This is a genomic window from Roseomonas sp. GC11 (genome assembly GCF_024437745.1).
Lineage (GTDB): Bacteria > Pseudomonadota > Alphaproteobacteria > Acetobacterales > Acetobacteraceae > Pseudoroseomonas.
In genome coordinates this window covers 1-12,491 of record NZ_JANFNY010000106.1, presented here as the reverse complement: position 1 = coordinate 12,491, position 12,491 = coordinate 1, and the positions used below count along the sequence as shown (strand labels likewise).

Below are 12,491 nucleotides of genomic sequence, written 5' to 3'. Positions count from 1 at the left end.
AGCGTCTCGCCGACGCCATAGGTGTCGTCGGCGGGGACGGCGACGCTGCTGATGGTGGGGGCGACGCCGTCGACGAGAACGCTGGTCAGCGTCGGCAGCAGGCCGGAGAGGCTGGTTGTCGCCGTATTGCCGGCGAGGTCGGTCAGGGTGGTGCCGTTCAGGTCGATGCTGGCCGTGGCGCTGATGCCATCGGCGTCGAGATCGCCGCTCTGCACGGTGTAGCGGAAGACCAGCGTGCTGGTGCCGCTGCCCGAATGCAGCGTGGCATAGCGCGTGGCGCCGCCGACATCGAGCGTCAGCCGCGGCGTGCCGCCGGTCGCGACCACCGCCTCGCCGAAGGTCACGCTGAAATCCAGCGTATCGCCGGTGTTGTAGGTGCCGTTGGATGGGCCGCTGACGCTGGCCGGCGCCGTGCCCGTCAGATCCACCGTCACGTCATAGCTGGAGGACAGGCTGCCGGTATTGCCCGCCGTGTCGCTGGCCCGCAGGGTGAACTGCGCTACCCCCGCCGGCAGCTGCACGTTGCTGATGTCGAGCGTCCAGGCACCGCTGCCATCGGCCGTGGTGCTGCCGATGCTGCTGCCATTCAGCAGCACGGTGACGGTGGTGCTGGCTTCTGCCGTGCCGGAGAGCGTCAGCGCCTGGGCGCTGGTGTAGAACATGTTCGGCAGCACGGCGGTATTGGGCGAGATGGCCGTCAGCACCGGCGCCGCCGGCGCGGTGCTGTCCACCACGACGGTCACGGCGGTGGAATCGCTGCCCTGGTTGCCGGCCGTGTCGGTGGCGCGCGCCGTCAGGCTGTGCGTCCCCTCCGCCAGCGGCGAGCCGGAGAGGCTGACCACCCAGTTGCCCGAGGAATCCGAGGTCGTGCTGCCCACCTGCGTGCCGCTGCTGTAGAGCGTGATGGTGGCGCTGGCCGGGCCCGTGCCGGTGACGGTGATGCTCCCCTGCGAGGTGATCTTGTCGGTCGAGGAGGTGCCGGAATCCGGCGAGATGCTGGAAATGCTGGGCGCGGCCGGCGCCGCCGTATCCAGCGTCACGGCATAGGCGGTGGAGAGCACGCCGGTATTGCCGGCCAGGTCGCTGGCGCGGGCGGTGAAGCTGTTGCTGCCCTCGGTGAGCGTGGCGGCGATGGTCCAGTTGCCGCTCGCATCCGCCGTCACCGTGCCGAGCGAGGCGCCATCCTTCAGCACTTCCACCGTGCTGCTCGCCTCGGCGGTGCCGGAGACGGTGACGCTGCTCTGGTTGGTGATGCCGTCGGTCGCGCTGGTGCCGCTGTCGGTGCTGATGCCGCTCACCACCGGGGCGATCGGCGCCACCACATCGACGGTCAGGCTGAAGGTGGCCGAGGCGGCGCTGAGGCCGCTGCCGTCATTGGCCTTGGCATAGACGCTGTAGGTGCCATCGGCCAGGGCGAAGATCGAGAGCTGGGCCGTCCAGTCGCCATTGCCATCCGCCGTCACCAGCGTGATCAGCGCATTGTCCGAGGCGCGGTAGAGCCGCACCTCCGCCCCCGCCGTGGCGGTGCCGGAGAGGGTCGGGGTGTTGTCGTTGGTGATGGAGTCGCTGGCGGAACTGCCCGTGTCGTCGCTGAGGCTGTCGATGGTGGGCGCGGCGGTGACCGTCAGCGTGCCGCCCCAGGCGAGGCTGGCGGCGCGCTCCAGGATGGTGGTGTCCACCTCGCCGATCAGCGTCTCCAGCACGAAGTCGCCGCCGGCGCCGGTCATGTTGGTGGAGGCGGCGATATCCGCCCCGGTGGTGGCGCGCAGCGTGGCGATCAGCTGCGTCCCGGTGCTGCCCTCGGCCGCCTCGCAGCTCCAGACCAGCAGGTCCGCCCCCTCGGCCAGCCCGGCCTTCCAGGCAGCGAGGTCCCCGGCCCGCGCCGCCGCCGTGGTGGCGTCCAGCAGGGTGTCACCCAGGCTCACGGCGCCATCGCGGCCATGCGTCAGGATATGCAGCGTCGCCACCGGCTGCCCCATGGCCAGCGCCGCCTGCACCTGGGCGATGCCGTCCTGCGAGGGGTCGAGCAGCAGCACATCCGCCCCCGGCGCCAATTGCTGCGCCAGGGCCAGCCCGTTCGCCACGCGCGGGTCTACCACCACCAGGCTGCGCGGCGCCTCGGCCGCCTGGGCCACGTCGTGGAACAGGTCGCTCGCCTTGGCCTGGGCCTCCGCCTGCTTCTGCTCCGCCTCCTTTGCCGTCACGGCCCCGGCGGCGTCGAACATCGCCCGTGGCTCCAGTGCCCGCAGGGTCGACACCGGGCGGGAGGGGCGCGGGGTCTGGCCGGTCGTCTGCGTCATGTTCGGGCTCCGTGGGACGTTTCTCAAAAGCCGCTTTCGCGGATCAGCACCGCGGCGGCATGGCGCCAGGCGCGCCGGAGAAGGGACTCGGCCTCGCCCTCGATCAGGGCGGTGCCGGGGGTGGCGAAGCCGGGGGCGGCGGCATCGGCCACCGCCTCGGCGGGATAGAGGGCATGGCGCGGCACCAGGCGGTTCCGCCCATCGGCATCGGCCGGCACCGGGCCGCCATGCCGCTCGGCCAGGATCTGCCAGCGCTCCAGCGCGGTGAGCGCGCCGGGCGCGATGCTCTGCAGCGTGGCGGGGATGCTGTGGCCGGGATCGCCCTCGGGGATGAAGGCCATGGCGGCGCCGGGCGCCACGCGGCGGAGATCGGCCTCGGCGAGCAGGGCGCGCAGCCGGGGCGGCGCCACCTCATCCACCACCGTGGCGAGGCGCAGGCCGCGCGGCAGCCAGCTGCCCGGCTGGGCCTGGGGCTCCAGGTCGCGCAGCCGCCCGGCCACGGGGGCGCGGATTTCCAGGGCCGCGCGCTCCGCCTCCAGCGCGGCCAGGGCGGCGCGGGCCTGCCGCACCGCCTCTTGCTGGGCGAAGCGGCGGTCCAGCGTCTCGGTCCGTGCCAAGGCCAGGCGCTGCTCATCCTCCGCCCGCGCCAGGGCGAGGCCGGCGATGGCGATGCGGCGTTCCAACTCGGGGCTTTCCAGCCGCGCCACCACATCGCCGGCGGCGAGCACGCTCCCCGGCGGGTGCGGCCATTCCACCAGCCGGCCGGGGGTGGCCACCACCGCATCGCCGCGCGCGGCGGCATCCAGCAGGGCGGGGGCGGAAATGGTGCCGCGCAGCGGCAGGAGCAGCCCGCCCAGCAGCAGCGCGGTGCCGGCCAGGGTGGCCAGCATCCGCCGGTTCAGCCGGAAGGCATGGCGCCGCCGCGCCCATTCGCGCAGCTCGTCGGTGACGGGGCGGGCCAGGAACCAGCCGAATTCCACCGCGAAGAGCGCGATGCCGAGCGGCTTCCAGAACAGGTGATAGACGGCGAAGGCAATCGCCAGATAGAGCGAGGCGCGGGCCAGCAGCGTGACCAGCCCGAAGCCGGTGAGGAAGCGCCGCAGGCCGGGGGAGAGCGCCTCCGGCGGCGCCTCGCCCAGGCCGAACAGCATCTCCCGCAGCCGCCAGCGCAGCATGGCGAAGGAGCGGCCATGCAGGTTCTCGAGCCCCAGCGCGTCGGAGAGCAGGTAATAGCCGTCAAAGCGCATGAAGGGGCTGGCATTGACCAGCAGCGTCATGCCCCAGCCGGCGGTGGCCAGCAGCACGGCCGCATCCCGCCCAGGGCCGGGCGGCAGCAGCGCCCAGGCCAGCGAGGCCAGCCCGGCCAGCGCCGTCTCCACCAGCAGCCCGGCGGCGCCGATGGCCAGGCGCGGCCCGCGCCGCGTCAGCCGCCAGGCGCCCGAGGTCTCGGTGTAGAGCAGCGGCGCGCCCAGCATGAAGGCCACGCCCATGGACGGCACCCGCACCCCGTGCGCGGTGGCGACATAGGCATGCCCCAACTCGTGCAGCAGCTTGGAGACGACGAGGGCGGCGCCAAAGGCGGCCAGCCCGCCGGCGCTGACCAGCCCGGCCGCCTCGGCCACGAAGAGGTCCAGCCGCCGCAGCACCAGCAGCAGCCCGAGCAGCGAGAGCAGCCCGAGCGCCGAGAGCGCCACCCGCCCGCCCAGCCAGCGCACCGCCGGCAGGGTGGCGCGCAGGAACCCCGCCGGCCGCACCAGCGGCACCCGGAAGAAAAGATAGCCATGCAGCAGCCGGGTGCCGATCCGCTGCCGCCGCGCCCAGGCGCCGCGCAGCCGCATCCGCTCCAGCGGGCCCTCGGTGCGCGTCAGCTCGTTGCGGGCCAGGAAATCGCCCAGCGCCGCCACCTGCTCCGGCTCCGGGCGCAGCGTGGTGCGCGCGGCCACGGCGGCGGCCACGGCCGCGGCATGGCCGCGGTGCCATTCGGCGAGGCATTCCACCTCCAGCCAGCCCAGGCGGAAGAAGCGGAAGCGGCCGGGATCCTCCAGCGTCCAGCCCGGCGTGCCATCGGCGTGGCGCGGGCCGGGATGCAGGCGCAGATCGGTGCGCAGGGCGGGCAGGGGCGGCGGGGCGGCGGCGAAGACGGCCATCACACCCCCAGCGCGCGCCGGGCCGCCGCCAGCGGCCGCCGCAGCAGGTAATAGCCCAGCGAGACGCTGGCCCCCTCCAGCCGCGCCACGCCCTGGGCGCCAAGCCGCGCCAGGGCGCCGGCCTCCAGCCCGGCGCGGGCCTGGAAGGCGAGGCCCCCGCCCGGTGTCGCCTCCGCCTCGTAATTCACCCGCTCCAGCCGCGCGGTCAGGGGGGAGAGCGGGTCGGCATCCGGGAAGAAGCGCACCCGCGCCCCCGCCGGCAGCGGCACCGCCTCCGCCGCCGGCAGCCAGGCGCGCAGCGCCAGCTCGGCCGGGTCGGCCAGGCTCATCACCCGCTCGCCCGTGGCGACGGGACGGCCAATCCAGGCCTGCGGGTCGTTCAGCAGCACGATGCCGGGGCGCGGGGCGCGCACCTCCACGCGCTCCAGCAATTCCTCCGCCAGCTTGGCCTCCAGCCCCTTTTCCTCGGCCTGGAGCCGCAGCAGGCGGATCTGGTTGCGGCTGTCGGCATCGCTGAAGCCGCGCTGCTGGGCGCGGGCGAATTCGGCCTCGGCCACGGCGCGCGCCTTCAGGGCGATGTCGCGCCGGTTGCGCAGCGTCACGTCATCCAGCCGGAACAGCGGCTGGCCCTCGGCCACCACCTCGTTCGGCTGCACCAGCACCTGCCGCACCACCCCCTCGATCGGGGCGGAGACGGGCAGGGGGGTGCGCGCCACGATCTCGGCCGGGGCCAGCACGGAGAGCGGCACCGGCAGCGCCGCCAGCCCGCCGAGCCCGGCCAGGGCCAGCGCCGCCACGGCGCCCAGCAGCCCGGCCCGGCGCAGCCGCGGCGGCCGCGCCGAGAGGGCGGCGGCGGCACTGCCATAGGCCTCGGCGAGGCGGGAGACGAGGTCCAGCTCGGCGCTGGTGAAGGGGCGGGTGCGCAGCAGCAGCAGCAGCGTGCCGGGCGGCTTGCCGCCCTGGGGCGGGGCCGCCAGGGGGGCCAGCGCGGCGAAGGGGGGCGCCAGTTCCATCCACTCGGCGCGCAGCGACTCGGGCAGGTCGGTGGGGCCGACGGCGCGGGCGGCGCCCGGCTGCGCCAGCGCCCCGGCGGCGCGGGCGAGGCAGCGCGGCAGCGGGGCCGCAGGGTCTGGCGCCACCAGCCCGGACATGGCCGCCACCCGCCACAGCCGGCCGCCCCCCTGCAGCAGCACGGCCATGTCATAGGCCACGACCTGCCGCGTGTCGTTCACCACCAGGAAGGCGAGGGCGCCGGCATCAGGCATGCGCCGCGCCTCGCGCTCCACGGTCAGCACGGCGCCGAGCAGGGCGGCGAGGTCCGGGGCCGGGCGGCGCGGCGGCTGGAGGGCGGCGCTCATGGCATCAGGCTCCGCGCGTCACGGTGTCACGGCGGCGGCGAGGCTGGCCGGCGGGGCCAGCCGCAGCGTGCCGCTCATCCCCGGCAGCAGCGTGCCGAGCGACTCGGAGAGGGTGAAGCTGGCATCGACCGTCAGCGAGGCGGTGTCCACCCGCGCCCCCACCCGCTCCAGCGTCGCGCTGTGGGTGGTGCCGGTCTCGTCCACCCGCAACTCGGCCACCAGCCCGGGGCGCAGCCAGGCCACCCAGGCGGAGGGCAGCTGCGCCCGCAGCCGCAGCGGGCCCGCCGCCACGAGGTCGAGCAGCGGCTTGCCATCAATGGCGAATTCATGCCGGCGCAGGTGGCGCTGCGCCACCCGCCCATCCCAGGGGGCGCGGATCTCGCAATAGCGCAGCCTGGCCTGGGCCAGTTCCACCGCGGCGCGGGCGCGGCCCGAATCGGCGGCGGCCTGGGCCATCTCGATCTCCGAGGCGGAGCCCAGCGCCTGCAGCCGCCCGCGCGCCGCCAGCACCCGGCCGCTGCCGGCCGCCGCCGCCTGGGCGCTGGCCAGTTCGGCCCGCTGCACCTCGCAGTCGAAGGCGACCAGCACCTCCCCGGCCTTGAAGCCCTGCCCCTCGGCGAAGGGGGCCTCGCGCAGGCGGCCGGACATCTGGGCGGAGATCTGCGCCTCCTCGGCGGCCAGGATCTGCGCCCGCGCCTCCTCCGCCGCCGCCGGGCGGGGCAGGGTGGCCAGGCCGGCCAGGATCAGAGCGGTTATTTTTCGCATGATTCTCGTTATCCCTTGGACGCCGGGTCAGGGGCCACGCTCACCGCGCCTTCCGGCACCGCCGCATCCCCCGCCGCATCCCCCGCCGCCGCGGTGCGCAGCCGCTCGGGGAAGAGGGCGAAGCGCGCGCGCACCGCCTCGGTCAGGGTGGCGATGTCATGCGCGCGCACCGCCTCGGGCAGCGGGTCGAGGCCGGTGGCCACATAGATCTGCGCCGCCGCCGTCTCGCGCTCCGCCAGGGCCAGGGCCAGCCGCACCCGGGCCAGCAGCGCATTGGCCTCGGCCACCGCCACGTCCAGGTCGTTCGCCGTCTGCGCCGCCACGCGGTTGCGTGTCTCGCGCAGCATCCGCTCCTCCACCTGCGCGGCCTCGGCGGCCAGGCCATGGGCCTGGCGCGCCACCTCATGCCGGCGCACGGCCAGGTGCACCTGCACCATCACCGCCATCCCCACCTGCATCCGCCGCACCTGGTCCAGCGCCGCCATGCGCTCCGCCTGGCGCTGCTGCGCCGGCAGGGTGAAGATCCGCATCAGGTTCCAGCTCAGCAGCCCGCCGGCCTGGAACCACTCATTGTTCTGCAGGTAGCGGTTGCTGTCGAAGGCCGGGCCGGCGCGCAGCGTCAGCGAGGGGAAGATGCTCAGGAAGGCCTTCTCCACCTCCCGGCTGGTGATGCGGCCCTGGTAGTCCTCCGCCCGCAGCTCCGGCCGCTCGGCGAAGGCCACCGGGACCAGCGATTGCGGCGGCAGTTCCGTCAGCCGCCCGCTCAGCTCCGGCATGCCCTGGGCGATCTGGTAGGTGGTGCCCGGCGGCAGGCCCATCAGCATGGCCAGCTCCGCCTTGGCGATCTCCATCTCCCGCCGCCGCTCGCTCAGCGCCTGCAGCGCCGCCAGCAGCACGCGCTGGTAGGCCAGCGCGTCCGAGGGGGCGAGCATCTTGTCCCGCTCCACCTTGCGCGAGCGCTCCAGCGCCTGATTGGCGCGGGTGATCAGCCGCTCCAGCTCGGGCAGCAGGTGCTCGGCCGCGACGGCGCGCCAATAGGCGTTCTGCACATCGGCGGCGACGGTCTGGATCGCCTTGCGCCGGCGCTCCCCGGCCAGCAGCGCCGCATCCTGCGCCTGCTTCGTCCGCGCGTAGTTGATGCCCAGCTCCAGCAGGTCGTAGCCGGCATTGAGCTGGCCGCGCAGCACGCTCTTTTCCTCGGCGATCGAGGCCTGGGGCGAGAGCTGGCCGGTGGTGGCGGAGCGCGAGCTGGTCGCCCCCTCCTTCGAGCGCCAGGTATAGGCGGCATCGGCGCCGATGCGCGGCAGCAGGTCCAGCCCCGTCAGATCCGCCTGGCCCAGGGAGAGGCCCTCCTCCGCCAGCTTCACCCGGTGGTCCAGGTTGTATTTCACGGCGCGGGCGATGGCCTCCTCCAGCACCACCGGCCGCTCGGCCGGCTCGGGCATGGTCATCAGGGCCTGGAGGTCGGCCGTGGCGCGGGTGGAGATCTCCTCCCGGCTGAGGGGCCTGGGCTGGCCGCAGGCGGCCAGGCTCAGCAGGGCGGCGGAACAGAGCAGGGTGGAGCGGAGCGACATCGGCGCCTCATTGTCGTTTTTTCGCATGGGCGCCGAGGCGCCTCCGGTCTTCTGTCCCTCTGGCATAGACCGGTATCCCCTAACTCACGATGAAATTTCGCATCACTTGGCGTCGCCACGACCCCCATGCGGCCATTGCAGCCGGGGCGGTGGCGGGAGAATGATACGTCCTCTTTTTTTTGTGACCGGACCGATGCGATGTGCCGTTTCCTGGCCTACCAGGGTGAGCCGATCTTCCTCTCGGAGATGGTCTGCGCCCCTGCCCACTCGCTGATTCACCAGTCCATGCACGCCGATGAAGGCAAGACCGTCACCAATGGCGACGGCTTCGGCCTCGGCTGGTATGGGGAGCGCGAGGAGCCGGGCCTCTACCGCGAGATCCGCCCGGCCTGGTCGGACGAGAATCTGCGCTCCCTCTGCGCCCAGGTGCGGTCCCGGCTATTTTTCGCGCATGTGCGTGCGTCCACCGGCACCTCGACGACGCGGGCCAACTGCCATCCCTTCGCCCATGGTCGCCATCTTTTCATGCACAATGGCCAGGTGGGGGATTATCTGCGGGTGAAGCGGCGGATCGAGGCGCTGATCCCCGATGCGCTCTACGTCCACCGCCAGGGCACGGGGGATACCGAGGCGCTGTTCCTGGCCGCCCTGGCCGATGGGCTGGCGGAGGAGCCGGTAGCGGCGATGGCGCGCACCCTGGGCCGCGTGCTGGCGCTGATGCGCGAGGCCGGCAGCCGCCAGCCCCTGCGCTTCGCCGCCGCCTATAGCGATGGGGAGGCGCTCACCTGCTTCCGCTGGTCCTCGGACAGCCTGCCGCCCTCGCTCTATTATCGTGAGGGCTGCGGCGGGGTGATGGTGGTATCCGAGCCGGTGGATGAGCGCGAGTCGGGGTGGCAGCGCATCCCCGCCAACACGGTGCTGGAGGCGCGGCCAGGGGCGCCGGTGGCGCTGCGCCCCTTCGAGGTGCCGCGGCCCCAGGCCGAGGCGGCCTGAGCGCGGCCCCCTGCGGGGGCGGGAGGCGCGGGCAGAAAGCACGGGCCGGCGTGGCGGACAGGAACGGAGGAGCGGCGGCGGGCGTGGCACATGCGGGGGCGGAGGAGGGCATGGCGTTCTCCCGGTGGCTGGAACTCCACCGGCGGGACTGGGCCGATTCGCCCCTGGGCGAGCCGGAGTCCTGGCCGCCCGCCCTGCGCATGGCGCTGGAGGGGCTGCGCGCCGCGCCGGGCCCGGCGCTGCTGCTCTGGGGGGAGGAGGGGTTTTTCTTCTACAATATGGCCGGGGCGCCCCTGCTGGGGGCCGCGCATCCGGCCGCCTTCGGCCGCCCCCTCGCCGCCGCCGGGCCGCTGGCCGAGGCGCTGCTGGCCCCGGTCCTGCACCATCTGCGCGAGGGCCGGGCGGTGCCGGCCCTGCCGGGGCTGCGCGCCGTGCCCCTGGCGGGGGAGGGGGGAGGGGTGGCGGGCATGCTCTGCCACATGGCCGCGCCAGCCCCGCGCGGCGCGGCGCCGCCGGCCGAGGAGGGCGCCACCCGCCTGCGCGCCGTGCTGGACAGCATGGGCGAGGCCTTCGTCCTGCTCGACCCGGCGCTGCGCGTCTGCGACATCAATGCCGAGGCGCTGCGCCGCGATGGTCGGCCGCGCGCGGCGCTGATCGGCCTGTCCATCACCGAGGCCTGGCCGGACCTGCCGCAGGTGGCGCCGCTCTGCCGCCGCGTGCTGGCGACGCGGCGTGGCGGCGGGATCGAGCTGGAGCACCGCTTCCTGAGCGGCCGCGAGGGCGTGTTCGAGCTGCGCGCCTTCCCGGTGGAGGAGGGGGTGGCGCTGTTCTGCCGCGACATCTCCGCCCGCCGCCGGGCCGAGGAGATGCTGCGCGAGGAACAGCGCATGCTGGAGACGCTCAACCGCACCGGCGCCGCGCTGGGTGGGGAGCTGGAGCCGCGCCGCCTCGTGCAGATGGTCACCGATGCGGCGGTGGCGCTCTGCGGCGCCCGCTACGGCGCCTTTTTCTACCGGGAGACCGACGGGACGGGGCAGGACTATATCCTCTACGCCCTCTCCGGCGCGCCGGCCGAGGCTTTCGCCCATTTCCCCCTGCCGCGCGAGACGGCGCTCTTCAGCCCCACCTTCCGCGCCGAGGGGGTGGTGCGCTGCGATGATGTGCGGCTGGACCCGCGCTACAGCGGCGCCCTGCCGCCCGGCCACCTGCCGGTGTGCAGCTACATGGCGGTGCCGGTGGTCTCGCGCGGGGGCGGCTCGCTCGGCGGGCTGTTCTTCGCCCATGACGAGCCGGCCCGCTTCACCGCCCGGCATGAGCGGATGCTGGTGGGGCTGGCCGGGCAGGCGGCGGTGGCGCTGGACAATGCCCGGCTCTACCAGGCGGCGCAGCGCGAACTGGCCGTGCGCCGCACCGCGGAGGAGGCGCTGCGCGTCAGTGAGGAGCGCTTCCGCGTCATCGCCGACGCGGTGGACCAGATGATCTGGTCCACCGGGCCGGAGGGAGAGGCGGATTATTTCAACCAGCGCTGGTACGACTATACCGGCCTGCCCTCCGGCAGCACCCATGGCGATGCCTGGCTGGCCGCCTTCCACCCCGAGGACCGGGCCCATACCCGCCGCCTCTGGCTGGACTGCGTGACGACCGGCGCGCCCTATGAGGTGGAATACCGGCTGCGCCATCATTCGGGGGAATATCGCTGGGTGATCGGCCGCGCCCTGCCGCTGCTGGGCGAGAACGGGGTGATCCGCCGCTGGTATGGCACCTGTACCGATGTGCATGCGCTGAAGCTGGCCGAGGCGGCGCTGCGCGACCTGACGGCGACGCTGGAGCAGCGCGTGGCCGATGCGGTGGCCGAGCGCGTGCGCGCCGAGGAGACGCTGCGCCAGGTGCAGAAGATGGAGGCGGTGGGCCAGCTCAGCGGCGGGCTGGCGCATGACTTCAACAACCTGCTGACCGGCATCCTGGGCGCGCTGGAGCTGCTGCGGCAGCGGCTGGAGCAGGGCCGGCCGGAGGAGGCGGCGCGCTATATCACCGCGGCGCAGGGCGCGGCGCGGCGGGCGGCGGCGCTGACGCAGCGGCTGCTGGCCTTCGCCCGGCGCCAGACCCTCGACCCCCGCCCGACGGATGTGAACCGGCTGGTGGCGGGGATGGAGGAGCTGATCCGCCGCACCGTCGGGCCGCAGGTCGAGATCGTGGTGCGCGCCGACCCGGCGGCCTGGGCCGTGCTGGTGGATGCCAACCAGCTGGAGAACGCGCTGCTCAACCTCTGCATCAATGCGCGGGACGCCATGCCGCGCGGCGGGCGCATCGAGATCGAGACGGCCAACCAGGAGCTGGGGATGATGGCGGCCCGGGCGGCCGACCTGCCGCCCGGCCCTTATCTGATGCTGGGGGTGCGCGACAGCGGCACCGGGATGACGCCGGAGGTGGCGGCCCGTGCCTTCGACCCCTTCTTCACCACCAAGCCGCTGGGGGAGGGGACGGGGCTTGGCCTGTCGATGGTCTATGGCTTCGTGCGGCAATCGGGCGGGCAGGTGCGGATCCACACGGCGCCGGGGGAGGGGACGGCGCTGCGCCTCTACCTGCCCCGGCACGGCGATGCGGCGGCGGTGGCGGCGGAGGCCGAGCCGGCGCCCCGCGCGGCGATGCCCGCCGCCCCCGGCTGCACCGTGCTGGTGGTGGAGGATGAGCCCTCCGTCCGCATGCTGATGGTCGATGTGCTGCAGGCCCTGGGCCATGTGGCGCTGGAGGCGGCCGATGGGGCGGCAGCGCTGTGCCTTTTCGACTCGCTGCGGCCGGTCGACCTGATGATTTCCGATGTCGGGCTGCCCGGGGGGATGAATGGCCGCCAGCTGGCCGAGGCGGCGCGGGGCCGCCAGCCTGGCCTGCCCGTGCTGCTGGTGACCGGCTATGCCGAGAGCATGGTGACGGGGCAGGGCCAGCTGCCGCCCGGGGTGCAACTGCTGACCAAGCCCTTCACCATGGACCTGCTGGCGGAGCGGGTGCAGGCCCTGCTGGCCATGCGGGGCGCCGCGGGGCGAAATGCGGGGGCAGGGGAGGGGGTGGCGCGCTGCTGAGCCGGGCCATGCGCAAGTGCCAGGGGCTGGGGGGCGGAAAAATCATTCGCCCGGCTGGCCGGGCTGCCAGGCCAGGAAACACCGCGAGTCGCGCCGCCATGCCGGTGGGCGGCGCGGCGGGGCGGCCCCAGAATCGGTTTGACACTGAGGTTCTGAGGTCCTAGAAGGCGCGCCCCTGCTGGTGGTTTGGGCGATGAGCCTGGGTTGTTGGTGGGGCTGCTGAAGAAAAACTTCGGTGGTGGTGTTGACGGGCAAAGTAATCGCCGCTAAACACCGC

At 73.9% G+C, this 12,491-nt stretch carries 7 protein-coding genes; 2 read left to right on the top strand and 5 right to left on the bottom strand.

The genetic code is table 11. The features are described 5' to 3' along the window. The 5 genes from NON00_RS22025 to NON00_RS22000 form a co-directional block, all read right to left on the bottom strand. The coding region (locus NON00_RS22025; RefSeq protein ID WP_305123509.1) for an Ig-like domain-containing protein at positions 1-2,300 on the bottom strand (2,300 nt) is incomplete at its 3' end. A 23-nt stretch (positions 2,301-2,323) separates the two neighbouring features. Then, positions 2,324-4,447 carry an HlyD family efflux transporter periplasmic adaptor subunit gene (locus tag NON00_RS22015; protein ID WP_256024907.1) on the bottom strand — a complete coding sequence of 708 codons (2,124 nt, stop codon included), beginning with the start codon at positions 4,445-4,447 and terminating at the stop codon, positions 2,324-2,326. Further along, positions 4,447-5,805: an efflux RND transporter periplasmic adaptor subunit gene (locus NON00_RS22010; protein ID WP_256024906.1), complete on the bottom strand. Its 1,359-nt coding sequence runs from the start codon at positions 5,803-5,805 to the stop codon at positions 4,447-4,449. Before NON00_RS22010 ends, NON00_RS22015 begins: the two co-directional genes overlap by 1 nt. Before the next feature lie 18 nt (positions 5,806-5,823). Next, the gene (locus tag NON00_RS22005) at positions 5,824-6,570 is read right to left on the bottom strand and encodes an efflux RND transporter periplasmic adaptor subunit (RefSeq protein WP_256024905.1); all 747 of its coding nucleotides are present in this window, start codon (positions 6,568-6,570) and stop codon (positions 5,824-5,826) included. An 8-nt stretch (positions 6,571-6,578) separates the two neighbouring features. Next, positions 6,579-8,144, bottom strand: a complete 1,566-nt coding sequence (locus NON00_RS22000) for a TolC family protein (protein ID WP_256024904.1) — start codon at positions 8,142-8,144, stop codon at positions 6,579-6,581. A 198-nt stretch (positions 8,145-8,342) separates the two neighbouring features. Between NON00_RS22000 and NON00_RS21995 the strand changes: the two genes are divergently transcribed. Together NON00_RS21995 and NON00_RS21990 are read left to right on the top strand one after the other, a co-directional pair. Next, entirely contained in the window at positions 8,343-9,137 is a 795-nt protein-coding gene (locus tag NON00_RS21995) for a class II glutamine amidotransferase (protein WP_256024903.1), read from the top strand. A 110-nt stretch (positions 9,138-9,247) separates the two neighbouring features. Beyond that, positions 9,248-12,214 carry a PAS domain S-box protein gene (locus NON00_RS21990; protein WP_256024902.1) on the top strand — a complete coding sequence of 989 codons (2,967 nt, stop codon included), beginning with the start codon at positions 9,248-9,250 and terminating at the stop codon, positions 12,212-12,214. The last annotated feature ends 277 nt before the right edge of the window (positions 12,215-12,491 follow it).